The sequence below is a fragment of the Saccharothrix sp. NPDC042600 genome (genome assembly GCF_040647305.1).
Taxonomy (GTDB): domain Bacteria; phylum Actinomycetota; class Actinomycetes; order Mycobacteriales; family Pseudonocardiaceae; genus Actinosynnema; species Actinosynnema mutabilis.
This window is the reverse complement of record NZ_JBEZBW010000075.1, coordinates 18,263-41,915: the sequence shown is the minus strand read 5'-3', so window position 1 is coordinate 41,915 and position 23,653 is coordinate 18,263. Positions and strand designations below refer to the sequence as shown.

25 protein-coding genes are annotated in these 23,653 nt (G+C 72.4%); 14 read left to right on the top strand and 11 right to left on the bottom strand.

What is annotated here, in order from left to right; translation table 11 throughout:
* The first annotated feature begins 158 nt into the window (after positions 1 to 158).
* The 3 genes from AB0A74_RS31640 (at position 159) to AB0A74_RS31630 (ending at position 2,016) form a co-directional block, all read left to right on the top strand.
* Positions 159 to 932, top strand: coding sequence for a 5-oxoprolinase subunit PxpA (locus AB0A74_RS31640; protein WP_358255221.1), 774 nt, complete (start codon positions 159 to 161; stop codon positions 930 to 932).
* A 98-nt stretch (positions 933 to 1,030) separates the two neighbouring features.
* On the top strand, positions 1,031 to 1,543 hold the full coding sequence (locus AB0A74_RS31635) for a hypothetical protein (protein WP_358255214.1): 513 nt from the start codon (positions 1,031 to 1,033) through the stop codon (positions 1,541 to 1,543).
* The gene (locus AB0A74_RS31630; RefSeq protein ID WP_358255219.1) at positions 1,477 to 2,016 is read left to right on the top strand and encodes a septum formation family protein; all 540 of its coding nucleotides are present in this window, start codon (positions 1,477 to 1,479) and stop codon (positions 2,014 to 2,016) included. Before AB0A74_RS31635 ends, AB0A74_RS31630 begins: the two co-directional genes overlap by 67 nt.
* A gap of 41 nt (positions 2,017 to 2,057) precedes the next feature.
* Here the strand turns inward: AB0A74_RS31630 and AB0A74_RS31625 are convergent, their stop codons facing one another.
* Together AB0A74_RS31625 and AB0A74_RS31620 are read right to left on the bottom strand one after the other, a co-directional pair.
* A complete protein-coding gene (locus AB0A74_RS31625; RefSeq protein ID WP_358255212.1) occupies positions 2,058 to 2,546 on the bottom strand; it encodes a hypothetical protein in 489 nt (162 codons plus the stop codon).
* A gap of 129 nt (positions 2,547 to 2,675) precedes the next feature.
* Positions 2,676 to 4,487 carry a phosphoenolpyruvate carboxykinase (GTP) gene (locus AB0A74_RS31620; RefSeq protein ID WP_358255210.1) on the bottom strand — a complete coding sequence of 604 codons (1,812 nt, stop codon included), beginning with the start codon at positions 4,485 to 4,487 and terminating at the stop codon, positions 2,676 to 2,678.
* Positions 4,488 to 5,090: 603 nt separating this feature from the next.
* Here AB0A74_RS31620 and AB0A74_RS31615 point away from each other — a divergent pair.
* On the top strand, positions 5,091 to 5,498 hold the full coding sequence (locus AB0A74_RS31615) for a hypothetical protein (protein WP_358255208.1): 408 nt from the start codon (positions 5,091 to 5,093) through the stop codon (positions 5,496 to 5,498).
* Here AB0A74_RS31615 and AB0A74_RS31610 read toward each other — a convergent pair.
* The 4 genes from AB0A74_RS31610 to AB0A74_RS31595 all read right to left on the bottom strand — a co-directional run bounded on the left by AB0A74_RS31610 (position 5,495) and on the right by AB0A74_RS31595 (position 10,027).
* The gene (locus AB0A74_RS31610) at positions 5,495 to 6,202 is read right to left on the bottom strand and encodes a hypothetical protein (protein WP_343933890.1); all 708 of its coding nucleotides are present in this window, start codon (positions 6,200 to 6,202) and stop codon (positions 5,495 to 5,497) included. The two genes, AB0A74_RS31615 and AB0A74_RS31610, sit on opposite strands and share 4 nt — an antisense overlap.
* A gap of 128 nt (positions 6,203 to 6,330) precedes the next feature.
* Positions 6,331 to 8,148, bottom strand: a complete 1,818-nt coding sequence (locus AB0A74_RS31605) for a dynamin family protein (protein WP_358255206.1) — start codon at positions 8,146 to 8,148, stop codon at positions 6,331 to 6,333.
* Positions 8,145 to 8,513 (bottom strand): nucleotide exchange factor GrpE, encoded by a 369-nt coding sequence (gene grpE / locus AB0A74_RS31600; RefSeq protein ID WP_358255205.1) that lies wholly within the window; start codon positions 8,511 to 8,513, stop codon positions 8,145 to 8,147. Before grpE ends, AB0A74_RS31605 begins: the two co-directional genes overlap by 4 nt.
* Positions 8,510 to 10,027: a dynamin family protein gene (locus AB0A74_RS31595; RefSeq protein ID WP_358255203.1), complete on the bottom strand. Its 1,518-nt coding sequence runs from the start codon at positions 10,025 to 10,027 to the stop codon at positions 8,510 to 8,512. Before AB0A74_RS31595 ends, grpE begins: the two co-directional genes overlap by 4 nt.
* Positions 10,028 to 10,114: 87 nt before the next feature.
* On the opposite strand from AB0A74_RS31595, the gene AB0A74_RS31590 reads away from it, so the two are divergent.
* The 3 genes from AB0A74_RS31590 to AB0A74_RS31580 all read left to right on the top strand — a co-directional run bounded on the left by AB0A74_RS31590 (position 10,115) and on the right by AB0A74_RS31580 (position 12,576).
* The gene (locus AB0A74_RS31590) at positions 10,115 to 10,621 is read left to right on the top strand and encodes a hypothetical protein (protein WP_358255201.1); all 507 of its coding nucleotides are present in this window, start codon (positions 10,115 to 10,117) and stop codon (positions 10,619 to 10,621) included.
* A 124-nt stretch (positions 10,622 to 10,745) separates the two neighbouring features.
* Positions 10,746 to 11,909 (top strand): sensor histidine kinase, encoded by a 1,164-nt coding sequence (locus tag AB0A74_RS31585; protein ID WP_358255217.1) that lies wholly within the window; start codon positions 10,746 to 10,748, stop codon positions 11,907 to 11,909.
* Positions 11,910 to 11,919: 10 nt separating this feature from the next.
* The gene (locus tag AB0A74_RS31580; protein ID WP_343933885.1) at positions 11,920 to 12,576 is read left to right on the top strand and encodes a response regulator transcription factor; all 657 of its coding nucleotides are present in this window, start codon (positions 11,920 to 11,922) and stop codon (positions 12,574 to 12,576) included.
* Between the two features lie 17 nt (positions 12,577 to 12,593).
* Here AB0A74_RS31580 and AB0A74_RS31575 read toward each other — a convergent pair whose 3' ends face one another.
* From AB0A74_RS31575 to AB0A74_RS31565, 3 genes are all read right to left on the bottom strand, one after another.
* Positions 12,594 to 13,238 carry a hypothetical protein gene (locus AB0A74_RS31575; protein ID WP_358255199.1) on the bottom strand — a complete coding sequence of 215 codons (645 nt, stop codon included), beginning with the start codon at positions 13,236 to 13,238 and terminating at the stop codon, positions 12,594 to 12,596.
* 90 nt (positions 13,239 to 13,328) lie between these two features.
* On the bottom strand, positions 13,329 to 14,237 hold the full coding sequence (locus AB0A74_RS31570) for an SDR family oxidoreductase (protein WP_358255197.1): 909 nt from the start codon (positions 14,235 to 14,237) through the stop codon (positions 13,329 to 13,331).
* Positions 14,238 to 14,807 carry a TetR/AcrR family transcriptional regulator gene (locus AB0A74_RS31565; RefSeq protein ID WP_358255195.1) on the bottom strand — a complete coding sequence of 190 codons (570 nt, stop codon included), beginning with the start codon at positions 14,805 to 14,807 and terminating at the stop codon, positions 14,238 to 14,240.
* A 50-nt stretch (positions 14,808 to 14,857) separates the two neighbouring features.
* On the opposite strand from AB0A74_RS31565, the gene AB0A74_RS31560 reads away from it, so the two are divergent.
* On the top strand, positions 14,858 to 15,652 hold the full coding sequence (locus AB0A74_RS31560; protein ID WP_358255194.1) for an HAD-IIB family hydrolase: 795 nt from the start codon (positions 14,858 to 14,860) through the stop codon (positions 15,650 to 15,652).
* A gap of 28 nt (positions 15,653 to 15,680) precedes the next feature.
* On the opposite strand, the gene AB0A74_RS31555 is transcribed toward AB0A74_RS31560, so the two are convergent.
* A complete protein-coding gene (locus AB0A74_RS31555) occupies positions 15,681 to 17,132 on the bottom strand; it encodes a multicopper oxidase domain-containing protein (RefSeq protein WP_358255192.1) in 1,452 nt (483 codons plus the stop codon).
* Between the two features lie 84 nt (positions 17,133 to 17,216).
* Complete coding sequence (locus AB0A74_RS31550; RefSeq protein ID WP_358255190.1) at positions 17,217 to 18,077, bottom strand: dihydrodipicolinate synthase family protein; 861 nt, start codon at positions 18,075 to 18,077, stop codon at positions 17,217 to 17,219.
* A 70-nt stretch (positions 18,078 to 18,147) separates the two neighbouring features.
* On the opposite strand from AB0A74_RS31550, the gene AB0A74_RS31545 reads away from it, so the two are divergent.
* The 6 genes from AB0A74_RS31545 to AB0A74_RS31520 all read left to right on the top strand — a co-directional run bounded on the left by AB0A74_RS31545 (position 18,148) and on the right by AB0A74_RS31520 (position 23,598).
* A complete protein-coding gene (locus tag AB0A74_RS31545) occupies positions 18,148 to 19,047 on the top strand; it encodes a LysR family transcriptional regulator (protein WP_358255189.1) in 900 nt (299 codons plus the stop codon).
* An 81-nt stretch (positions 19,048 to 19,128) separates the two neighbouring features.
* Positions 19,129 to 19,959 (top strand): hypothetical protein, encoded by an 831-nt coding sequence (locus AB0A74_RS31540; RefSeq protein ID WP_358255187.1) that lies wholly within the window; start codon positions 19,129 to 19,131, stop codon positions 19,957 to 19,959.
* 1 nt (position 19,960) lies between these two features.
* Complete coding sequence (locus AB0A74_RS31535; RefSeq protein ID WP_358255185.1) at positions 19,961 to 21,079, top strand: histidine kinase; 1,119 nt, start codon at positions 19,961 to 19,963, stop codon at positions 21,077 to 21,079.
* Entirely contained in the window at positions 21,076 to 21,723 is a 648-nt protein-coding gene (locus tag AB0A74_RS31530; protein WP_358255183.1) for a response regulator transcription factor, read from the top strand. Before AB0A74_RS31535 ends, AB0A74_RS31530 begins: the two co-directional genes overlap by 4 nt.
* Before the next feature lie 190 nt (positions 21,724 to 21,913).
* Positions 21,914 to 22,828 carry an ABC transporter ATP-binding protein gene (locus AB0A74_RS31525; RefSeq protein ID WP_343933875.1) on the top strand — a complete coding sequence of 305 codons (915 nt, stop codon included), beginning with the start codon at positions 21,914 to 21,916 and terminating at the stop codon, positions 22,826 to 22,828.
* Between the two features lie 8 nt (positions 22,829 to 22,836).
* Positions 22,837 to 23,598, top strand: a complete 762-nt coding sequence (locus AB0A74_RS31520; protein WP_343933874.1) for a hypothetical protein — start codon at positions 22,837 to 22,839, stop codon at positions 23,596 to 23,598.
* The last annotated feature ends 55 nt before the right edge of the window (positions 23,599 to 23,653 follow it).

Sequence of the window (23,653 nt, the reverse complement as noted above, 5' to 3'; positions counted from 1 at the left end):
CGCGGCGGTCGGGGCGGCAGGTGGCTCGGCGGCTGGGGGCGAGCGGCTCGGCGGCTGGCGGGGCGAGCGGCTCGGCAGGCAGGCGGGCGGGCGGCGGCCAGCCGGGTGGGTGGGTGGATAGGTAGCTGGGCCGCGTTGAGGTGGGAGGAGGGGTGGCGGTGGATTTGAATGCTGATCTTGGGGAGGGGTTCGGGCGGTGGGGGGTGGGGGATGATCTTCGGTTGTTGGGGGTTGTCACCAGTGCCAACGTCGCCTGTGGGTTCCACGCCGGTGATCCCGTGATCATGCGGCGGACCTGTGAGGCTGCTGCCGCTCGCGGGGTCTCGGTCGGGGCGCATGTCGGGTATCGGGATCTTGCCGGGTTCGGGCGGCGGTTCGTGGATGTCGAGCCTGCCGTTCTCACCGCCGAGGTGCTTTACCAACTCGGCGGGTTGGACGCTTGTGCTCGGGCGGCTGGTACGCGCATCTCCTACGTGAAACCGCATGGGGCGCTCTACAACACGCTTGGCACGCACGAAGCGCAGGCCGACGCGGTGGTCGATGCGGTCCGGGCGTTCGACCCCTCGCTTCCCGTGCTCGGACTGCCCGGAGCGGTGTGGTTGAAGCGGGCCGCGGTGGCGGGGCTGCCGGTTCGGTATGAAGCCTTCGCGGATCGGGCCTACACCGCGATGGGCACGCTGGTCGACCGGCGACGACCAGGGGCCGTCCTGCACTCGGCGGTGGAGATCGCTGAGCGGTGTGTGGGGATCGCCGTGGACGGGCACGTGCGGTCGATCGACGGGCACCTTGTCCGGCTGCGGGTCGACTCGATCTGCGTTCATGGCGACACGCCGGGAGCCGTGGGGATCGCTCGGGCGGTTCGGGAGGCGTTGACGGAGGCCGGGGTGGGAGTCGGCGCGATGGGCACCGACGACGCCTGGGTGAGTGCCTGAGAGTCAACGTGCCGACAGTCAACGGTCGGGGGTGGTGATGGACGGCCCGGGTTCGCCAGGATCGGTGGGTGATCAGGCGAATGCGAAGCGTGATGGCGATGGTGGTTGGCCTCGGCGTGCTGGGGCTCCCCGCGGTGGCTTCGGCGGAGGAGGCCGGCGCCTGCTTCGACACCAGTGCGCCGTTGACCGTCGAAGAGCAGCGGTTGGACGACTCGTTGGCCCCCGGCTCCCCCGCGGTCGGACCGGAACTGGTGCGGTTGGGCGGGTTCGAACCGGTCGTGCGGCGGTTCGCCGCTCGGCTGTGCGACGTGCGGACGCGGGCCGGCGCGGAGGCCCTCACCGCCGAAGCCGGGCGTGAACTGTGGCGGAGCGCGGTGGACCGCGCCAAGGGCGAGCACGAGTGGGACGCCTACGACGACCGTCCCCTCTACTGGGCACGCCTCCAGCTCACCTCGTCCGTGCGGCAGTGGCGACCTCGGTTCCCGCTCTCCACCGGCGACCGCGCCCGGCTCGTCGCAGCGCGCTCCCCGCGTGCCGCACCGCCCTGGCCGCCTACCTCGGCAGCACCGACCACGACGCGACCCGCCTCCAACCGCAGGTCCTGTGGGTGAGCCGGGACGGCTGGGCGCGCGGCGACCGCTGGCGGCTGTGCACGGTGGTCGAGATCAGCCCCGACGGGCAGCGCAAGAAGCGCACCGCCCCGCTCAAGAGCCTGCTCAAAGCCGAGGGCTTCGCCCAGGTGCAACTGTGCGCGCAGGGCTCACCGGGGGTGGACGAGCAGCTCAAGATCGTCGGCTGCGACACACAGCACCAGGCCGAGGCCGTGCCGGGCGTCCTCGACATCGGCGCGCACACCGCCCCCACCCCGTCCAAGGAGCAGGTCGACGCCAAGGCGAAGGAGCACTGCGCCGACGCCGTCACCGGGTACGTCGGCGCGCGACGCCCGGACGTCTTCGCCTCCTGGCGCACGTTCGGCAGCCAGGCCTGGTCCGAGGGGTACACCACGGTCGTCTGCTACGCCGAGGCGACGCGACCGTTCACCGGACGCCTCTGGGGCTTGGGCGACAAGCCGCTCCCCAACTGACCCACAGGCTGTGCACAGCTCCATCCACAACCTGTGGACAACTACCGCCGACGCAGCGCCACAACGAGCAGCAGGACCCCCACCGCGACCGGCGCGCCGCTCTCCAGCACCGGCCTGAGCACCGGCAACGGCGGGAAGTAGCCCAGTTCGTAGACCACCGACGCGGCCACCGCGGTCAGTCCACCGACCAGCGGCGCGCTTGGGGACAGCCGCCCCAAGGTCATCAACCCCACCAGGAGTCCCGCCAGTCCCAGGCCCACCAGACCGCGCCAGCGCACCTCGTCGAACTGGTCGATCCCGTACCCCCACGCGAACGCCCCCGCGACCACCAGCGCGGGCCCGAGGACGACCCCGAGGACGTGCCACCACCACCGCGTGCGCGGACGTTCCGGCACCGGGGACGCGCTCTCGGGCGGCGTGGTGCCCGGCGCCACCGGGTAGTAGCGCACGATGCCGGTCTGCGGCCCGACCTGCACGTCGCGAGGCCCGTCGAAGTGGAGGCCGCCGGGCAGGTCCTCCTGCTGGGTCACACTCCATTGGTACCTCCGGACCAGCCGGAAATCACCCGGAGTCACCAAAAAGAGACCCCTTCGAGGGCCTCAAAGAGAAAGACCCGGTGGACGTCGTTGTCCACCGGGTCCCACGCACCCCTGACGACCTCAGCCGAGGCGCTGCTTCAGGGCCTCCAGCTCGTCGCGCAGCGAGGTCGGGACCTTCTCGCCGATCTTCGCGAACCACTCCTCGATCATCGGGATCTCGGCGCGCCACTCGTCGGCGTTGAACTCCAGCGCCGCCTCGACGTCCTCGCGCGGCGCGTCCAGGCCGGTCAGGTCCAGCTCGTCGGCGGTCGGCACGTGGCCGATCGGCGTCTCCTGCGCGGCGGCCTTGCCCTCGATGCGCTCGATGGCCCACTTCAGCACGCGCGAGTTCTCGCCGAACCCGGGCCACAGGAAGCGCTTGTCCTCGCCCCGGCGGAACCAGTTGACGTAGAAGATCTTCGGCAGCTTGTCCGCGTCGGCCGACTTGCCGGTGTCGATCCAGTGCTGGAAGTAGTCACCGGCGTTGTAGCCGATGAACGGCAGCATCGCCATCGGGTCGCGGCGCACGACGCCGACCTGGCCGACCGCCGCCGCGGTGGTCTCGCTGGACAGCGTCGCGCCCATGAACACGCCGTGCTGCCAGTCGCGGGACTGGGTGATCAGCGGGACGGTGGTCGCGCGGCGACCGCCGAAGAAGATCGCCGAGATCGGGACGCCCTTCGGGTCCTCCCACTCGGGGGCCTTGATGTCGCACTGCGCGATCGGCGTGCAGTAGCGCGAGTTCGGGTGCGAGGACAGCTCGTCCGAGTCCGGCGTCCAGTCCTGCTTCTTCCACGAGGTCAGGTGGGCCGGCGGCTCGCCCATGCCCTCCCACCACACGTCGCCGTCGTCGGTCAGCGCCACGTTGGTGAAGAGCGAGTTGCCCTTCTCGATGGTGCGCATCGCGTTGGGGTTGGTGTGGTAGTCGGTGCCGGGCGCGACGCCGAAGAAGCCGTTCTCCGGGTTCACCGCGTACAGGCGGCCGTCCTCGCCGAAGCGCATCCAGGCGATGTCGTCGCCGAGGGTCTCGACCTTCCAGCCCGGGATGGTCGGCTCCAGCATGGCGAGGTTGGTCTTGCCGCAGGCGCTCGGGAACGCGGCGGCGATGTAGTACGCCTTGTTCTCCGGCGAGGTCAGCTTGAGGATCAGCATGTGCTCGGCGAGCCAGCCCTCGTCGCGCGCCATCACCGAGGCGATGCGCAGCGAGTAGCACTTCTTGCCGAGCAGGGCGTTGCCGCCGTAACCCGAGCCGAACGACCAGATCGTCCGCTCCTCGGGGAAGTGGGTGATGTACTTCGTCTCGTTGCACGGCCACGACACGTCGGCCTGGCCGGGCTCCAGCGGCGCGCCGATCGAGTGCAGCGCCTTGACGAACTCGGCGTCCTCGCCGAAGCGGGCCAGCGCCTTGGTGCCCATGCGGGTCATGATGTGCATCGAGACGACGACGTACTCGGAGTCGGTGATCTCGACGCCCAGCATCGGCTTCTCGGCGTCCAGCGGGCCCATGCAGAAGGGGATCACGTACATCGTGCGACCGCGCATCGAGCCGCGGTACAGCTCGGTCATGATCGCCTTCATCTCGGCCGGGTCCATCCAGTTGTTGGTGGCGCCGGCGTCGGCCTCGTCGACCGAACAGATGAAGGTGCGCTCCTCGACCCGAGCGACGTCGGTGGGGTCGGAGGCGGCCCAGAACGAGTTGGGTTTCTTCTTCAGCGGGACGAACGTCCCGGCGTCCACCAGTTTGGCGGTCAGGCGGTTCCATTCGTCCTGGGAACCGTCGGCCCAGACGACCTCGTCGGGGCAGGTCAGCTCGGCGACCTCCCGCACCCAGGACAGCAGGCGCGCGTGGTTGGTAGGTGCGTGGTCGAGACCGGGAATGGTCACTGCCGTCATCTCGTCTCGTCTCCTAGCTGAGCGCCAGCCCACGTGGACGCCGGTGTCCTGGTGGGACGTCCTCGGGAATGGCTCCGCCCGCCCGGTGGAGGGCGTGCCGTTTAAGGGGATAGACGGAGGTTAGCCGGGTTAATCCTCGGTAACGCACGTCTGACCTGTCGGCTCTCTCACAAAACCGATTCTGGAATCGATTCAGCACCCGATCATCACAAACCCCGCTGTGACCTGGGCTTTAGTTCCGGGAATGCAAGGGCACGGCGGTGCGGCGGTGACCACACGGCGGGGTTGCGACTTCGTAACGTTGTGAGAGCGCTCTCACGTTGGGGCGCAAGAATTGCACGAAGAATGTCCGACTTTCGGGCGGTCGGTTCGGCTCGTCGGTCGTGCGGTTCAGCGACGGGGAAAGTGCCGGTGCGCCGCCGGGTGGCCCACCGCGCCGCACACCCACCACACCGCACACCCACCCCGCCGCACACCCACCCCGCCGCACACCCACCCTGCCCAGCACCACGCCGCGCCCGACACCGCCTCTAGCCAGACACCGCCCCGAGCGTTGTGGCGGGCGGGGCGCAACCGGAGCACGGGCGGTGCGTCTCCTCCGGCGTGAAGAACCGCATCGCCGTCGGCGCGTTCGGCGCGCTGGTCGTGCTCGCCGCGTGGCTGCTCCTGTCCCCGCGCACGGTGGACGTGGCCGTCATCGACTCGATCTCCGCCGACGGCACCGTGGTGTGGCGGGACGCCGAGATCCGGCCGGCGGAGTCGAACAACACCGACGTGCACGCGCTCGACGGCGCGGAGCACCGGCACACCGCACGGCTCGCGGCGGACGCCGAGTTCTACCTGCCGCTGGGGTGCGGGTCGTCGCGCGGGGTGCAGGTCGCGCTGTTCAGCGGGGTCGGGACGGTCGAGTGCACGCGTGAGCAGTTCGCCGGGGCGGCCGTCCACGCGCCCCGGCTGACGTTCAACCGCGCCGGCGAGATCACGGAGATCGCCGGCCGCTACCACCCCTAGTTCGGGCTGATCCACTGCCCGGTCACGGAGTCGATGCGCACGACGCCGCTGACGGTGACCTTCCGCTCCTCCGCCGCCGCCCACACCTCGTCGCTGTCCTCGGCGAGGCCGTCGCGGCCGTCGGGCACGTATTTGCCGTTCTGGTCGATGCGGCCGTGCTCGACCTCGGTCCACTCGTCCTCGCCGGTGTGCTTGGACATCGTGACCTCGCCGTCGGCGGTGATCTCGGTGGCCAGGTCGGCCTTGCCGTCGCCGTCGGCGTCGGTGAACAGCCAGGTGTCGCCCTGCTCGTCCTTGACGACCGCGGTGTCGGCGGCGCCGTCGCCGTCGGTGTCCTCGGTGGCCGGGCCGACGTTCTGGTCCGGCCCGTCCTCGACGTCCACGACGATGGACTTGCCCGCGTTGGTGTTGGTCTGCTGGGAGTGGTCGTCGGACGGCTCGACGGCGATCCACTCGCCGGAGCCCTCGTCGAACCGGGCCTGGCCGACCAGCTCGCCGTCCTTGTCGAACGTGCTCATCAGGTCCGCGTCGCCGTCGCCGTCGGTGTCGCTGAACGCGAGGTGCCCGCCGTCGTCGGTCTCGACCACGGCGGACTCGTCGACGCCGTCGTCGTTGAGGTCGTAGGTCGCCTCGGCGGTGTACTCCTCGTCCTCGACGGTGACCTTGAGCTCGCCGTCGGAAGCGCCTGTCTCGTCGACGTACACCGGATCCCACCCTCCTGCTGCCGCACAAGTACCGGTAGGACTCACGTTATGCCTGTTCGGTTCCGGGGCGGAACCCGCGTCACCCTTTGTCGGGATACGGCTACGCAGCGCCTTGACCGGTCCAGGGTTCAGGTGCGGTCGCGCAGGGCGCGGATGCGGGAGAGCAGGTCGTCCACCTTCGCCCGGCCGGCCTTCAGCTCCGTCACCCGGCGGGTCGCCGCGGCGAGCGCCTTCGACCGTTCGCCGGCCTCCATGCGCAGCGCCTTGTCCACCTCGCGCAGCTCCGCCTCGATGGCGTCCACGCGCTTGCCCAACGCGTCGTCCAGGGCCAGCGACAGCGCCTGCTCGGCCTCGATCAGCTGCTCCGCCACCAGTTGGTCCACTGTGGACCGAGCGTCGGCGATGGCGTCGGACAGCCACTGCTTGAGGTGCTGCTTGTCCGCCGAGTGCTTGCGGGTGCGGGCCATCCACCAGCCCGCGCCCAGGCCCAGCACGATCGTGACCGGCAGGACGATCGGGTTCAGCGCGGCCACGCCGAGCCCGGCCAGCGGCAGCGCGGCCAGCCGGCCCGCGCCCAGGCCGCCGGTCACGCCCATGAACACCAGGAGCTTGTCCTCGGCCGTCGGCGCGCGCTTGTCCGGTGGGCGCAGCACGACCGGCGGTGTCGCGCCGCGGGCGAACTGGCCGCGGATCACGGCCAGCTCGTCGGGCGCGAACAGGTCGGCCAGGGCCGCGTCGGCGACCCGCTGCAACCGGTGCGCCAGGCCGGCGCTGATCCGCCCGGACACCACCTGCAGTGCCGCGTCCACCTGGTGCGGCAGCGCCGCCAGCTGCTCGCGCGACGCCGCGTCGATGGCCGACCGGAACCACGTCTGCACGTCGCGCATCTGCCGGCTGACCTCGTGGCTGCCCTCGACGCGCGCCCGCTGCACCTCGCCGCGCAGCTTGACCTGCCAGCTGCGGGTGGACGACCGGCGCTGCGAGTTCAGCTCGTCGCGCCGCTCGCGCAGCGCCTCGGCCTCCTCCTCGCCCGACGACAGCGCCCGGCGGTCCGCGTCCGCGCGCGCCACCAGCTCGTCCAGCACGGTCGCCAAGGCGCGCAACGAGTTCGCCTCGCCGAGCATCGCCGCGCGCCCGACCACCAGCTCCTGCAACGCCGCCTGCAGCTCGCCGACGCCGGACCGCTCGCGCAACATCGCCGCCGCGTCCGGGTTCGGCGCCTTGGCGGCCAGCTCGAACATCCGCGACGACACCGGGTGGAACACCGCGCCCGCGAACCGGGGCGCGTGCTCGGCCAGCAGCGCCTGGTCGGCCTCCAGCACGGTCCGCCAGCCGCGGAACTGGTCGACCTTGGTCAGCGCGAACACCACGGTCTCGACGCGCTCGCCGACCGTGCGCAGGAAGTCCAGCTCGCCGCGGGTGAACGGCGCGGACGCGTCCACCACGAACAGCAGGGCCGTCGCGGACGCCGCCGCCTCGGCCGCCAGCTCGCCGTGCACCGAGTCCAGCCCGCCGACCCCCGGAGTGTCCACAACGGACAGTCGTTCGAGCAGCGGGATCGGGGCCTCGACCTCGACGTAGCGGGGCGGGAGCATGCCCTCCGGCAGCTCGTGCGCCGCCGACACCCAGTTGACCAGCTCGGACCGCTCGAACGGCACCGGCGACATCGACCCCGCGTAACAGGCCCGCGCCGAGAACTCCGGCCCGTGCCGGAACACCAGGTACGCCGCCGTGGCCACCTCGGCGTCCACCGGCGACAGGCCCGGCGTCGCCAGCAACGCGTTGACCAGCGAGGACTTGCCGCGGTTGGTCTCGCCGACGACCACCACCGACGCGGGACCGCCGCGCCGGGTCTCCACGAACGACGCCGCCGACGGGTCGATCGAGCGCACCAGGGCGGTCAGCCGTTCGCGGGTCTGCCGGACGGTCTGCGGGAGCGTGCTCATCGGGCCGTGTAGACCGTGACGATCGGCGCGCGCAGCGTGCGCCCGCGGTCGACGAACCCGACCACCTCGGTCTCGGCGACCACGCCGTCCAGCGACGCGTCGTCGGTGGGCACGGTGCCGCCCGCCTCGTGCCGGGACGGGTCGAACCGCTCGCCGTCGGGCCGCACGGCGGTCACGCCGATGCCCGCCAGGCCCTCCTCGATCCGCTCGACCACGCCCGACGACCGGGCGCGGTCCAACGCGTACAGGCAGAGCTGCACCAGGGCGCGCCGCTCGGCCAGCGCCTGGTCGAGCAGCTCACCGGCGATGGTCGTCTCCACACCCGGGTCGGACGCCGTCGGCGCAGGTTGGGTTCCGTCCGTCATCGCCGCCCCCGGAGTTGTTGCCAGATCAGGAAGTACGCCCGGTGCACCACGTGCGCGACCCGGCTCTGCGCCGGTGTCGCGCCGAACGACGCGAAGGACCGCCACCAGCCGGCGCGTTCCAGCGCGTACGCGATGAGCTCCTGCGGCGGGCGCCCGCGCAGGCCCAACTGCTCGGCCGGGTCCGGTGACGTGCCGAAGCGCAGCACCTCGTCGGCCAGGTCCGCGGGCAGCGCCACGGCGCCGGACGCCACCAGCGTCAACGCCTCCAGCAGCCGCAACTGGTGCGCCTCGGGCTTGGCCAGCAGCACCTCGATGGCGTCGTGCACGCGCTGCCGCTCGCCGGGGTCGCCGGACGCGGCGGCCAGCGCGGTCACCGACGCCAGCGCGGCGGCGGCCTTGATCCCGTCGGCGCGCGACCGGAACACCGCGTTGAGCTTGCCGCGCACCCCTTCCAGGCCGGACGCGTCGAGCAGCTTGCGGCGCAACGCGCCCGCGGTGATCGCCGGCTCCGCGTCCAGGGCGGTCAGCGCGCAGCGGATGCCGTACAGGTCGAGCTTCTCCAGCAGCCGCGTGCGCACGCCCACCGGCACGTCGCACTCCCAGCTCACGAACAGGTCGGCCGAGATCAGCATGGTCTCGCGGGTCGCGTCGTCCAGCTCGGCCAGCTTGCGCAGCGCGTCGGCGTCGGCCGAGGTGAACCCGCCGGTCTCGGCCGACTCCGCGACCAGGCCGATCACCGGCAGCACGTCCGCCACGCGCGGCTTGAGGGTGTGCGCCTGGCGTTCGGCGAGCAGGACCGCCGCCTGCCACGTGTCGCCGTCCGCGCCCTCGACGGTCTCCGCGGCGATGGTGTCGGCCTTGTTCAGCACGGCGATGGCGTTCACCGGGCCGGCCTCGCGGCTCGCCGTGGCGGCGGTGAACGCGGCCAGCGCCTGCTGGTCGTCCTGCCGCACGCCCTGGGTCACCACGTAGAGGACGGCTTCCGCGCCGGCCACCGCGCTGCGCGACACCGGGTCCAGCTCGTTGCCCAGCAACGCCTCCGTGCGCGCGACCGACGCGGCGTCCAGCGAGCCCAGGCCCGGGGTGTCGATCACGGTCAGGTCCCGCAGCACCGCGTTGGTCAGGTACGCCTCGATGTGCGAGACCCGCTCGACGTCCACGCCGAGCTCGGCCGGGATGCCCCCGTTCGCGTCGAACGGCAGCACCTGCTTGCGCCCGTCGGTGAACACCACCTCGATGCGGTCGACCGTCCCGTACTGGAAGCGCGTGACCAGCCGCGTGCACTCGCCCACGTCCGTCGGCGCGACCCGGCGGCCGATCAGCGCGTTGACCAACGTCGACTTGCCGGACTTGATCCGCCCCGCCACCGCGACCTGCAACGGCGCGGACAACCGGCGCAGCACCTCGCGGAACCCGGCCGCGGTGGTCGGCGACACCTGCGGTTGCAGCCGCACGCACAGGTTCGCCACGGCCGCCGAGAGCGGGCCGGCGAGCTGCTGCGCCTGGGCTGTCACGACGGAGATCGTGCCACGCGGGGTCCGGGTCCGGTTTCCGAACGGGCCGCTCGGGGTATTGCCAACGGCGGAGAGGGAGGTCACGTCATGGAACAGGGTTATGCGGTCTTCCTGCTGCTCGGCGTGGTTCTGGTGCTGATCGACGGCCAGCTGATCTACCGCAGCGGCCGGGCCTACATGAACCGGGCGTACGGCGACCCGGAAGCGGCCCGGTCCATGACGGCGCTCGCCACGGTGCTGTTCCACCTCGTGGTGCTGGGTCTGCTGGCGCTGGTGTCGATCATCACCGTGGACACCGGCGACCCGGTCAAGGACGTCGTCGTCAAGCTCGGCGTCGTGCTCCTGCTGCTCGCGCTGGTGCACGCGGTGACGATGATGATCCTGGGTCGCATCCGCGACCGGCAGCTCCAGCAACAGCTGGCCGACGAGATGGCCGAGGAGCACCGGTTGTACGAGCGGGAGCACAACGTGCCGTCGCAGGCGGTGCGGGTCGAGCCGGTCCCGCCGGTGGACACCACGCGGGGCCGCCCGGTCGACACGACCCGGGTGGACCCCACGCAGATCGACCCGAGGCAGATCAAGACGACTCGCTGAGACGATCACCGGACGGCCCGTGCACGTCATCCGTCCAGAGGACTAGACCGAGGTCAGACCGTGGCGCGACGCGCTCGGTCTGACCTCTCTTTAGGCTGGTGACGTGCGGCGGCTGAGCCTGTGGATGCGTGCTCACCCGGTGTTCGGGGACTCCCTGATCGCCGGGCTGCTGTTCTTGTTCGACCTCGGCGCGATGGTGTCCTACGGCGACGTGGTGACGCCGCCCACGCTGTTCTTCGTCTCGCTGCTGCTCATCGTCCCGGTGGCCTTCCGCCGCAAGTACCCGGTCGGGTCGAGCTACACGATCCTGGGTGGCGGCGTCATCCAGCTGCTCACCCACGGCACCCTGGAGACCGGCCTCGCCGTCCGGCCGGCCGACTTCGCGCTGGCCGTCGCGCTCTACACGATGGTCGCGTTCGTCGGCCGCCGCCCGGCCCTGCTCTACGCGGGGTGGCTCGCGCTGGGCACCGTCGTGTGGGCGGTGGCGCGGGTCGGCGGGGTGCCCGAGGCCGTGTTCCTGGTCTTCCTCGTCGTCGTGATCTTCGGGTTCAGCTGGGCGCTCGGCGAGTTCGTCGGCGCGCGGCGCGCCTACCAGCGGGAACTGGAGCAGCGGCTCAAGCTGCTGGAGACCGAGCGGGACCAGCAAGCGCGGATCGCGGTGGGCGAGGAGCGGTCGCGGATCGCGCGCGAGCTGCACGACGTCGTGGCGCACGCGGTGTCGGTGATGGTGGTGCAGGCCGACGGGGCCGGGTACGCGATCAAGTCGCAGCCCGAGCTGGCCGAGGCGGCCGTGCGGACCATCGCCGAGACCGGCCGGCAGGCGTTGACCGAGCTGCGCCGGCTGCTGGGCGTGCTGCGTCAGGAGGACCAGTCGGGCACGCAGTGGGCGCCGCAGCCGGGCGCCGCCGACCTCGGCGACCTGGCGGAGAACCTGCGCGCGGCCGGGCTGCCGGTGCGGCTGGAGACCTCCGGCGACCTCGCCGACCTGCCCGCCGGCCTGGGGCTGGGGCTGTACCGGATCGTGCAGGAGGCGCTGACCAACACGCTCAAGCACGCCGGGACCGGCGCGTCGGCCGTGGTCCGGGTCGCCCGCGCGGGCGAGCACGTGGCGCTGGAGGTCGTGGACGACGGGTTCGGCACGCCGCACGACCTGGTCGCGGTATCCGGCGGCAACGGGTTGATCGGCATGCGCGAGCGGGCCGGCGTGCTGGGTGGCACGTTGGAGGCAGGTCCGAACCCCGGTGGTGGCTGGCGCGTCCGGGCCGTGCTGCCGGTGGTGCCGTCATAGGGTGGAGAGCGTGATCCGAGTACTGCTTGTGGACGACCAGGAACTGATGCGGATGGGCTTCCGCATGGTGCTCGGCGCGCAGGAGGACATCGACGTGGTGGGCGAGGCCGGCGACGGCCTCGACGCCGTGCACATGGCCGCGTCGCTCAAGCCGGACGTGGTGCTGATGGACGTGCGCATGCCGGTGCTGGACGGCGTGGAGGCGACCAAGCGGATCGCCGAGGCCGGCACGGCGAAGGTCCTGGTCATGACCACGTTCGACATGGACGAGTACGCGTTGTCGGCGCTGCGCAACGGCGCATCGGGCTTCCTGCTCAAGGACACCCCGCCCGGTGACCTGGTCTCGGCGCTGCGGGCGGTGGCCTCCGGGGACGCGGTCGTCTCGCCGTCGGTGACCAAGCGGCTGCTGAGCCGGTTCCTCGGCGAGAGCGGCGGGGAGCTGCGGGACGCGGCCGTGCTGGAGGTGCTGACCGAGCGGGAGCGCGAGGTCCTGGTGCTGATCGCCAAGGGGCTGTCCAACACCGAGATCGCGCGCAAGCTGTTCCTGTCCGAGGCGACGGTGAAGACGCACGTGGGGCGCATCCTGGCGAAGCTGGACCTGCGGGACCGGGTGCAGGCCGTGGTGCTGGCCTACGAGACCGGGCTGGTCCGGCCCGGCGACGTCTGACCGGGCCGGACGCGGGCTCACACGCGTTCGATCAGCGCCCGGCGGATGAGGAACTTGCCGGGCTCGCGGACCTGCTCGAAGGCCGCCGTGTTGAGCAGCGCGCAGCTCCCCGACGGGCCGACGACCGGGACCGTGGTGGACTTGCCGTTGTCCAGGTTGGTGATCTTGAGCTGCGTGCCCACCGGGAACTGGTCGCTGGTCGCGCCCGGCGCGCCGCCGTCGCCGGACACGGTGACAGTGTTGCCGTTGCAGACCTGCTGACCGGAAGGTCGGGCCTGGGCGGACGTCGTGGCGGCGGCCGGGGACACCACCTCGACGGTGTTGCGGCGGATCAGGTTCTTGCCGGGCTCGCGGAGCTGCTCCATCGCCGCGCTGTTCAACAGGGCGCAGCTGCCCGAGACGCCCACCACCGGCAGGGTCGCGGACTTCCCGTTGTCCAGGTTGGTGATCCGGAGCCGCGTGCCGGCGGGGAACCGGTTGCTGGTGACCCCGGGCGCGCCGCCCTCGGCGGAGAACGTCAAGGCCTGGCCCTGGCAGGCCGATCGCGCCGATCCGCCGCCCATGGCGAGGGCGGTGCCCGCGCCGGCGGCGACCACCGCGACGAGTCCCGCCGCGATGGTCCACCGCCGAGCGCGGCCCTGGTCTGGCATCCTGCGGCTCATCAGGTTCTCCCTTCGTGACCTGCTGAGCCGTACGGACCGGCGGAACGCGGTGGTTCAGCCAATAGGGGCCACCGGCACCCCCTGACTCGGTCAGCGGTACTTGGACGCGTCCACGGTGGTCGGGTCCAGCTCGGCCTTGACCACGTCCTCGTTCCAGCGGCCCCAGTCCGGCTGGGTGCCGTCGATGTCGGTGAACCCGTACTCGCGCATGAGGGTCCAGGACGCCAGCGCCTGCCCGGTGAACCGGTGCCGGTCGGGGTCGGCGGCCAGCGCGGCGATCGCGCGGCCCACGTAGTGCGGGCTCTCCGCCATGACGAAGTGCGGCGACTGCGGCACCGCGTCCCGCCAGTTCTCCTCGGTGACGCCGAAGTGCGCCAGCATCTCCTCCGACCGCAGGAACCCCGGCGTGACGGCGACCGACGTGGTGCCGTACTTGTCGACGTCCTTGGCGAGCACGCGGCCCATCCGCCGGACCGCGACCTTGACCGAGTCGTAGGCCAGCATGCCCGAGTAGTACTCGTCGTCGTCCCCGTCGGTGACCTCCACGACCAGCCCGCCCGGCTTGCGGATCACCAGCGGCACCAACCGGTGCAGCGCGACCAGGTGCGCGCGGACGCTGTTGTGCCACATGCCGAGCTGCCGCTCCAGGTCCACCTCCCAGAACGGCTTGAACTCGACCGCCTGCTCACCGCCCCAGACGTCGTCCACCAGGACGTCGAGCTGTCCGTCCACTTCGGACTCGATGCGGTCGCGGAACGCGTCCACGTCCTCGACGACGGTGAAGTCGCACCGCACGGGGATGCCGCGCCCGCCCGCCGCGGTCACCAGCTCCGCGGTCTCCTCGATCGTCTCGTCCCGCCCGATGGACGACTTCGCGGCGCGCGTCGACCGCCCGCCGACGAACACCGTCGCCCCCTTCGCCCCCAGTTCCACCGCGATGGCCCGACCCGCGCCGCGAGTGGCCCCCGTGACCGCCGCGACCTTGCCCTCCAACGACATTCATCTCCCCTTCCACGCGTCCAGCACCGCGTCCACGTCCTCCGCGAGCCGATCGGCCAGCGCGCCGCGCGGCCGGACCGACCAGTCCATCGAGACCCCGAAGACCACCACCGTGAGCACCCGCGCCGCGCGTTCCGGGTCGGGCGCGTGCGGGAGGTCCGCCGCGCGCACCAGGGCGAGCACCGTGCGCTCGGTCGCCGCGTAGTGCTCGGCCAGCAGCGCCCGCAGGTCCGGGTCGATCAGGTCCACGCCGAGCTGCGCGAGGTGGTTGCCCGCCTCGACCGGGTCGGTCATGCCCTCGAACCACGTCAGCAACGCCCGCCGCAGCCCCTCGACCGGGTCGAGCCCCTCCGCCGCCGCGCGCATCCGGCGCTCGACGTCGGCGGTGGTCTGCCTGGTCAGCGCGCGGAGGAGGCCCGCCTTCGACCCGAACCGCTGCGCGACCGTGCCCACCGACACCCCGGCCTCGCGCGCCACGTCGGCGATCGTGAAGCCCGGCCCCCTGCGGCCGATCACGGTCGCGGTGGCGGTGAGGAGCCGTTCGTCGCTGATCGACTGCGGTCGTGGCACCCAGTTATTGAACCACTATTCATTAATAGCCGTCCATTAGGGTGACGCCGGTGAGTTGGAGACCTCGCCTCATCGCCCTGGACATCGACGGCACCATCACCCGAGTCGGTCAGGAGGAGGTCGCCCCCGCGGTGCGCGCGGCGATCCACCGGGCGGTCGACCACGGCGCGCACGTGGTCCTGTCCACCGGCCGCAGCCTCATCGGGACCCGGCCGGTCGTGGACGACCTGGAGCTGCGCGGCACCACCGCGATCTGCTCGAACGGCGCGGTGTGGTGGGACACGTCGTCCCGCGAGGTGGTGCGGCAGGTCGCGTTCGACGCGCGGCCGACCGTCGAGCTGCTGCGGGACCTGTTCCCCGGCGCGGTGTTCGCCACCGAGGTGACCGGCGAGGGCAACCGGTCGCTGGGCCGGTTCCCCGAGGGCGACCTGTGGGGCGTGGTGCGCGAGGTGGACCTGGCGGAGCTGACGGCGGAACCCACGTCCCGGCTGGTCATGCGGTGGATCGGCCGCACGCCGGAGGAGGTGTCGCTGCGGCTGGCGGACGTCTCGCTGGGTGACGTGGCCTGGTGGGTGGACCACGGCGAGCCCTGGCTGACCGTCGCGCCGACGGGCGTGAGCAAGGGGTCGGCGCTGGAGCTGCTGCGCGCGGAGCTGGGGGTCGCGGAGTCCGACACCCTGGCCATCGGCGACGGGCACAACGACGTGGAGATGCTGCGCTGGGCGGCGCACGGGGTGGCGATGGGCCAGGCGCCGGCGACCGTTCAGGAGGTGGCGGACGCCGTCACCGGGACCGTGCTGGAGGACGGCGCGGCGGCCGTCCTGGACCGCTGGTTCGCGGCCTGACACCGGCCGGCGCCGGGTCCGGCCCCGATCAGCCTCCGTGGTGGGCGTGGCCCGCGCCGGTCAGGGAGAGCGTGCGCGGGGTGCTGTCCTCGGTGCCCGGTTCGACGATCACGAACTGGCCCATCATGCCCTTGTCCTCGTGTTCCAGGATGTGGCAGTGGTACATGTACGGCATGGTCGGGTCGGTGTGGTGGCCGAATTCCACCGCCAGCCGCACCTTGGTCTTGCCGGGCACGTAGACGGTGTCCTTCGGGCCGCGCAGGTGGGGCGGGGGTTCCGCACCGTCGATGTCGAGGATGCGGAACGCCACCTCGTGCACGTGGAAGTTGTGGTCGTAGGTGATGTTGTCGATCTCCCACACCTCGCGCGCGCCCGCCGGGACGACCTCGTCGATGCGGGCCGGGTCCATGTTCCGGCCGTTGATGTTCGAGCCGCCCAGCTTGAACGTCCTGGTCTTCGCGCCCGGCTCGACCGGCGGGCGGGCGGCGAGGGTCGCGGGCAGGGCCGGGCTCGGGGCGAGGGTCGCGGCGGCGCGCAGTTCGAGCAGGTCGTAGTCGCCGTCCTCGATCACCGAGTCGCCGTCGAAGCCCTTGAGCAGCACCGTCTCGCCGGGCTGGAACTCGACCACGACCTCGAACCGCTCACCCGGGCTGACCTTCACCCGGTCGACGGTCACCGGCTCGGGCAGGAGACCGGCGTCGGAGGCGATCACCTGGAACTCCCGGTTGTCGGCGAACCCGATGGTGAAGACGTGCGCGCCGGCCCCGTTGAGGATGCGGAACCGCGTCCGCGACGCCTTGACCTCGAAGAACGGGCTGTGCGTGCCGTTGACGAGGATCTGGTCGCCGAGCAGGCCCCAGGTGCCGCCGAAGTCCTCCTCCAACTGGCCGTCGGCGTCGAAGACCTTGTCCTGCACGATCAGCGGCACGTCGTCCACGCCGTAGGTGTGCGGCAGCTCGGCGGAGTGCTCGTCGTCGACGATGAACATGCCCGCCAGACCCCGGTAGACGTGCTCGGCCGTCACGCCGTGCGGGTGCGGGTGGTACCAGGTCGTGGCGGCGGGCTGGTCGACCGTCCAGGCCGGGGTCCACGTCCCGCCGGCGGCGATCATCTGGTGCGGGCCGCCGTCCATCGCGGCGGGCAGGCGCATGCCGTGCCAGTGCAGGGTGGACGCCTCGGGCAGGAGGTTCGTGACGGCCATCGCGACGCGGTCGCCGCGCCGGGCGCGCAGGGTCGGGCCGAGGTAGCCGCCGTTGATCCCCCAGGTGCGGGCGGGCTTGCCCGGCAGGAACTCGGTCTCGCCCGGCCGCAGCGCCAGCGGGTAGCGCTTCACGCCGTCCGCGCCCGGCCGCGGGTCCAGCACCGGCGGGATGCGCAGCGGGTTGGTGAACGTGAGGCGGCCGGTGTTGCCCGCCGCGCCGGTGCCGCAGCCCGCCAGGGCGGCGAGGGCCATCAGCCCGAGGAAGCCACGTCGTCTCATGCCCCGGGATGCTGCTGGTCAGCGGCCTCCGGAAGCGTCGGCCCGGGACGGTAATCCCGGGCCTGCGACCACGGCGGTACGGCGTCAGCCCAGGGCGGTAGCCCGGCGCACGGCCTCCTCGACGTGCGCGGCGCTCGCGGGCAGCAACGGCAGGCGGACCTCCGCGGTCGGGATGCGGCCCTCCGCGTGCAGGACGCCCTTGATCACGGTCGGGTTCGGCTCGGCGAACAACGCCCGCGACAACGCGCCGAGCGGGCCGGTGAGCGCGCGGACGGCCGTGAGGTCGCCCTTCTCCCACGCCTCGATCAACTCGACGAACCGGCTGGTCGCGACGTGCGCGGAGGCCAGGATGCCGCCGTGGCCGCCGAGCGCGAGCAGCGGCGAGAGGAACGCGTCCTCGCCGCCGAGCACCGCGAAGCCGGCGGGCGGGTCGGCGAGCAGGTCCACGGTGTCGTCGGTGACGCCGCCGGGCGCGTGCTTGACGCCGACGACGTTCGGCAGCGCGGCGAGCCGGCGCAGCGTCGCGGCCGAGAGGTGCTGGCCGGTGCGGTAGGGGATGTCGTAGACGACCAGGGGCACCGGGCTCTCGGCGGCGACCTTGGTGAAGTAGGCGACCACGCCCTCCTCGCCCGGCCGCAGGAACGGCGGGACCAGGGTCAGCGCGGCGGTCGCGCCCCGGCCGGCGGCGTCGCGCAGCGCCTCGGGCGAGTTCGCGCCGATCAGCAACTGCGCGCCGCGCTCGTGGCAGACCCGGGCGGTCAGGTTGAGCACCGCCCGCTGCTCGGCGGGGGTGAGCGCGCCGGGCTCGCCGGTGGTGCCGAGCGCGACCAGGCCGGTCGCCCCGTCGGCCAGCACCTGGTCGGCCAGGGCTTCCAGCGCGTCGAGGGCCACGCGGTCCTCGCGGTCGAACGGGGTGATCAGCGGGACGAACAGGCCGGTCAGCATGGTGCCAGGATGCGGTCCGGGAACGTGAAGCACCAGTTCGCGTTCCTCAACGAAAACGTAAGCTCGACTGATGCTCGACGTCCGCCGCCTGCGCCTGCTCCGCGACCTCGCCCACCTGGGCACGATCGCGGCGGTCGCTCAAGCCCATGCCTACACACCCTCGGCAGTCTCCCAGCAATTGGCGGCGCTGCAACGCGAAGCGGGCGTGCCGCTGCTGGAGCACACCGGCCGCCGGGTCACCCTCACCCCCGCCGGGACGGAGCTGGTCCGGCACACCGAGTCGATCCTCGCGACGCTGGAGGCGGCGTCGGCGACCCTGGAGGCGGCCCGCGCGGGCGTGTCCGGCACGGTCCGGATCGGCGCGTTCCCGACCGCCGTGCGCACCCTGCTGCCGGCCGCGCTGGTGGCGCTGGCCCGCGACCACCCGGCGCTGGACCTGATGGTGAGCGAGCTGGACCCGGTCGAGATGCCCGACGCGCTGCGCGACGGCCGGCTGGACGTGGCGCTGGTGCACGACTACGACATCGCGCCGGTCGCGCCGGACCCCGGCCTGGACTCCGTGCCGCTGCTGGACGAGACGGTGTTCCTGGCGGTGCCCGCCGGGTTCGAGACCGGGGACGCCCCGGTGGCGTCGGCGCGCGAGGCGGCGTGGGTGGCCGGGACGCCGGGGACGCTGTGCCACACGGTGGCGACCCGGGTGTGCGAGGCGCACGGCTTCACCCCGCGCGTGCGGCACCACGTGGACGACTTCACGGCGGTGTTGGCGCTGGTCGCGGCCGGTCAGGGGGTGGCGCTCGTGCCGGAGCTGGGTGCCGCGCAACCGTTTGCGGGTGTGCGGCTGGTGCCGCTGGACGTGTGCCGCCGGACCGCCATCGCCTACCGCCGGGGCGGGGGCGGGCACCCGGCGATCGCGGCCTGCGTCACCGCGCTGCGCCAGACCCCGCTGGACCGCGTACGACCGGGGCGGTAGGTGTCGGCCCCGGGCGGTACGCGCGTGGTGTCGGCGCCGGGCTGACGCGGCGACCGGGGGTGGCCGAGCAGGGTTCCCGGCATGAAGCGACTCGTTGTGGCGGTGTTGGCGGCGGCCGGTGTGGTGGTGGCGCCCGTGCAGGCCGTGGCCCATGGACAACAGGCCCGGGAAGGGCAGCGCGTGGACATCGCGGTCGGGGTCGGCGGGTTCGACGCCCCGAGCACGATCGGCGCGGGCGCGGTGACGTTCGCCGTGTCGAGCAGCGATCCGGCCGGCGCGTGGCTGGGCCTGGTCCGGCTCCGGGCCGGGGTCTCGCGCGAGCGGTACCTCGCCGACCTGACCCGGGCGATGGGGCCCGACCCCGTCGAGGGCGGCAGGGCCGTCGCGCGGGACGCCGAGATGCTGGGCGGCGTGGCGGTGGCCCGGACCCCGGCCGCCGTGACGATCCGGGTGTCGCCGGGCGACCACCTGCTGGTGGACTTCCGGGACGTCGGGCTGCCCGACCTCGCCGACCGCGTCCGGCCGGTGCGGGTCGTACCCGGTCACGGGGGTGGGCACGGGCCGGCGGACCAGGTCGTGGTGGTGCTGGACGGGCGGTTCGTCGCGCCCGCCGCGATCACCGGGTCGGTGCGCGTGGTCAACCTGTCGCCGCACGTCAACGAGGCGATGCTGATGCCCGTCCGGCCCGGCACGACCGACGCCGACCTCGGGGCGTTCTTCCGCGGCGCCGGCCCCGCGCCGTTCACCGGCGGGCCGACCGGCGTGGTGCCGCTGTCGCCCGGCCGGTCCGCGGTGCTCGACGCCGACCTCCCGGCCGGCCCGTACGCGCTGGTCACGTGGGTGACCGACACCCGGACGGGCAGGATGTTCGCGGCGGACGGGATGCGTGCGCTGGTGACGGTGGGGGGCTGACGTGTCGCGAGTGCCACTGGCCGACGTCGCGCTGGGCGGCGGGCTCGCCGTCCTCGTGCTCGGGACGAGCTTCCTGGAGGTGGGGCCGCCGGGACCGGCGGGTTCCACCGGCTGGGGCGCGATCGGGCTGGCGGTGGCGCTCGCCGCGGCCCTGGCGGTGCGCCGCCGGACGCCCGTGCTGACGTTGGTGGCGGCCAACGCGGTGACCGCCCTGTGGTTCGCGTTCGACTACCACGGCCGGCTGGTCACCGCGTCCGCCCTGATCGCCTGCTACACCCTCGCGGCCTACCGGGGCTGGAAGGCCGGGGTGCTCGGCGGCGTCGCCACGGCGGTGGTCACCGTCCTCACCGTCCGCTTCACCCTGGGCGGCCAGTGGTTCTCCGACCAGGTCCTCAACGCGATCCCGCTGGAGGCGGCGGCGACCGCCCTCGGCGCGGCCGTGTTCTCCCACCGCGCCTTCGCGGCCGGCGCCCGGGAGCGGGCCGAACGCGTCGCGCAGGCCAGGTCCGACCAGGCCAAGGCGCAGGCCGCCGAGGAACGCCTGGTGATCGCCCGCGAGCTGCACGACGTCTTCGGGCACACGATGGCCGCGATCAGCGTGCAGGCCGGCGTGGCCGTGCACGTCATGGAACGGCGGCCGGAGCAGGTCGTGGCGGCGTTGAACGCGATCAAGCGGATCAGCGACGACGGCTTGGCCGAGGTGCGCGTGCTGCTGGGCGTGATGCGTTCCGACGAACCCCGCACGTTGACCGCGTCGGGCGGCCTGAAGCACCTGGACAAGCTGCTGGACGTGCCGGGCGTCTCGGTGGAGCTGAAGACGCACGACCCGAGGCCCCTGCCGCTGGCCGTGGACCTGGCCGCGTTCCGGATCATCCAGGAGTCCCTCACCAACGTCCGCCGCCACGCGCGCGCCACGCGGGTCCGGCTGGAGTTGACCTATCGTGCGTCCGAGCTGGAAGTGGTGGTCCGGGACAACGGGACCGGCGCGGGCACCGGCGCAGGCCACGGCATCGAGGGCATGACCGCGCGGGCCCACGCCCTGGGCGGCGCCCTCGCCGCCGGCCCGGTCGAGGGCGGTTTCGAGGTCCGCTGCGTGCTGCCGGTGGAGGGGGACGCGTGATCAGGGTGCTCATCGCCGACGACCAGGCGCTGGTGCGGGGCGGCTTCCGGGTGCTGGTGGACAGCGAACCGGACATGACCGTGGTCGGCGAGGCGGCGGACGGCGGCACGGCGGCGGCGCTGGCCGCGGAGCTCAAGCCGGACGTGGTGCTGATGGACGTCCAGATGCCCGGCGTGGACGGCCTGGAGGGCATCCGGCGCATCGCCGCGGACCCGGCGTCGAGCGGAGTGCGGGTGCTGATCCTCACGACGTTCGACGAGGACGACTACGTGGTGGAGGGCCTCACGGCGGGAGCCAGCGGGTTCCTGCTGAAGAACACCGACCCCGCCCAACTGCTGCACGGCATCCGGGTGGTGGCCGGCGGCGAGGAACTCCTGTCACCGGGCCTGACCAAGCGCCTGCTGTCCCGCGGCGCGCCGCGGTCCGCCGTGGACCACAACGCGTTCGCCCAGCTCACGGCCCGCGAACGCGAGGTCGTGGCCCTGGCCGCGCAGGGGTTGAGCAACGAGGAGATCACCCGCGAGCTGGTGATCAGCCCGGCCACCACCAAGACCCACATCAGCCGAGCCCTGACCAAACTGGGCGCCCGCGACCGCGCCCAACTGGTGGCCCTCGCCTACCAGCACGGCCTCGTGAAGCCCTAGCCCCGAGGGTCGCCCGGGTGCCGGCTCAGGGGAGCACTCAGGGTGATCACGGATTACTACAACCGAGGTAGCGGCCACGATAAGACTGAAGTCGCACCCACGAGTCAACTACAGACCGATGTGGTCGACCCCCTGGACCGGGCAGAGTTCTCGCCGAGACCGGGGGATGTGCCGTTCCAGGGGAGAAACCATGATCGAGGCGATCGGCCTCACCAAGCGCTACGGGAACACGGTGGCGGTGGACAACCTGTCGTTCACCGTCGCGCCGGGTCGCGTCACCGGCTTCCTCGGGCCCAACGGCGCGGGCAAGTCCACCACCATGCGGATGATCCTCGGCCTCGACCGGCCGACGTCGGGCAAGGTGCTCATCGACGGCAAGCCCTACACGCAGCTCGACCGTCCCCTGCGGACCGTCGGCGCGTTGCTGGACGCCAAGTGGGTGCACCCCAACCGGTCCGCCCGCGCGCACCTGGAGTGGCTCGCCAAGTCCAACGGCCTGCCCTCGCGGCGGGTGGACGAGGTGCTGGACCTGGTCGGCCTGACCAAGGTGGCCAAGCGGCGCGCCGGCGGGTTCTCGCTGGGCATGTCGCAGCGGCTGGGCATCGCGGGCGCGCTGCTGGGCGACCCGAAGGTGCTGCTGTTCGACGAACCGGTCAACGGCCTCGACCCGGAGGGCATCCTCTGGATCCGCCAGTTCATGCAGGGCCTGGCCGCCGAGGGGCGGACCGTGCTGGTGTCCAGCCACCTGCTGTCGGAGATGGCGCTCACCGCGTCCGACCTGGTCGTGATCGGCCGGGGCAAGCTGATCTCGCAGTCGACCACCACGGAGTTCGTGGAGCGCTCGACGGAGAACACGGTGCGGGTGCGCAGCCCGCACGCCGACAAGCTCGGCGCGATGCTGCTGGACAAGGGGTTCACCGTCCGCGAGGGCGAGGACGGCGCGCTCACCGTGTCGGGTGCGACCAGTGACCAGGTGGGTGACATCGCGGCCTCCGCCGGCGTGGTGCTGCACGAGCTGAGCCCGCAGCGGGGTTCGCTGGAAGAGGCGTTCATGCAGCTCACCGGTGATTCTGTCGAGTACCACGCGGCCGAGACGGGGAAGTGACGACCGAGATGACTCTGCTCGCTGTCGAACGGATCAAGCTGTTCACCACCCGCTCGCCGTGGTGGTGCATGCTCCTGGCCCTGGGGCTGTCGATCGGCTTCACCGCGATCATCGCGGCGAACTCGACCGAGGGCGCGATGCCGGTGGTCGCCTCGGCGTTCATGTACCAGTTCGGCCTGATGGTGATCATGGTGATGGCCGCGCTGGCGATCACCACCGAGTACCGGTTCGGGACGATCAAGGCGACGTTCCAGGCGGTGCCCGACCGGGTCTCGCCGCTGGTGGCCAAGGGCGTCGTGGTGGCGCTGCTGTCCGCCGCGGTCGGCCTGCTGGTCGGGTTCGGCTCGTGGGGGCTGAGCTGGCTGATCGTGTCCGACCACTCGCAGCTCGCGCTGGAGAGCGCGAACGACTGGCGGCACGTCCTGGGCATCTCGCTGGTCTTCGCGGCCGGCTCGCTGCTCGCGCTGGGCGTCGGCACGCTGGTCCGCCAGACCGCCGGCGCGGTGTCGATCATCCTGGTGTTCGCGCTGCTGGTGGAGAACCTGGTCACGCTGATCCCCAAGATCGGCGACGACATCCAGAAGTGGCTGCCGTTCACCGTGGCCAACAAGTTCGTGCTGGGCGAGTCGGACGGCAGCGGCATCCCGGAGAACGCGGGGCCGCCGGTGCCGGGCGAGCTGTCGCCCTGGGGGTCGCTGGCCTACTTCGCGGCCATCGCGCTGGCGTTCTTCATCGTGTCCCTCGTGGTCGCGAAGCGCCGGGACGCCTAGTCGTGGTACCCCATCCGGGCGGAATCGGGGCCGGCCGGGCGGGAACGGGGGAAGG

Excerpts from the sequence above, each read along its gene's own strand:
- AB0A74_RS31635 (WP_358255214.1), top strand. The coding sequence starts at position 1,031 with ATGGTGGTTGGCCTCGGCGTGCTGGGGCTCCCCGCGGTGGCTTCGGCG.
- AB0A74_RS31620 (WP_358255210.1), bottom strand. The coding sequence starts at position 4,487 with ATGACGGCAGTGACCATTCCCGGTCTCGACCACGCACCTACCAACCAC.
- AB0A74_RS31605 (WP_358255206.1), bottom strand. The coding sequence starts at position 8,148 with ATGAGCACGCTCCCGCAGACCGTCCGGCAGACCCGCGAACGGCTGACC.
- grpE (WP_358255205.1), bottom strand. The coding sequence starts at position 8,513 with ATGACGGACGGAACCCAACCTGCGCCGACGGCGTCCGACCCGGGTGTG.
- AB0A74_RS31590 (WP_358255201.1), top strand. The coding sequence starts at position 10,115 with ATGGAACAGGGTTATGCGGTCTTCCTGCTGCTCGGCGTGGTTCTGGTG.
- AB0A74_RS31585 (WP_358255217.1), top strand. The coding sequence starts at position 10,746 with ATGCGTGCTCACCCGGTGTTCGGGGACTCCCTGATCGCCGGGCTGCTG.
- AB0A74_RS31575 (WP_358255199.1), bottom strand. The coding sequence starts at position 13,238 with ATGAGCCGCAGGATGCCAGACCAGGGCCGCGCTCGGCGGTGGACCATC.
- AB0A74_RS31570 (WP_358255197.1), bottom strand. The coding sequence starts at position 14,237 with ATGTCGTTGGAGGGCAAGGTCGCGGCGGTCACGGGGGCCACTCGCGGC.
- AB0A74_RS31555 (WP_358255192.1), bottom strand. The coding sequence starts at position 17,132 with ATGAGACGACGTGGCTTCCTCGGGCTGATGGCCCTCGCCGCCCTGGCG.
- AB0A74_RS31550 (WP_358255190.1), bottom strand. The coding sequence starts at position 18,077 with ATGCTGACCGGCCTGTTCGTCCCGCTGATCACCCCGTTCGACCGCGAG.
- AB0A74_RS31545 (WP_358255189.1), top strand. The coding sequence starts at position 18,148 with ATGCTCGACGTCCGCCGCCTGCGCCTGCTCCGCGACCTCGCCCACCTG.
- AB0A74_RS31540 (WP_358255187.1), top strand. The coding sequence starts at position 19,129 with ATGAAGCGACTCGTTGTGGCGGTGTTGGCGGCGGCCGGTGTGGTGGTG.
- AB0A74_RS31525 (WP_343933875.1), top strand. The coding sequence starts at position 21,914 with ATGATCGAGGCGATCGGCCTCACCAAGCGCTACGGGAACACGGTGGCG.
- AB0A74_RS31520 (WP_343933874.1), top strand. The coding sequence starts at position 22,837 with ATGACTCTGCTCGCTGTCGAACGGATCAAGCTGTTCACCACCCGCTCG.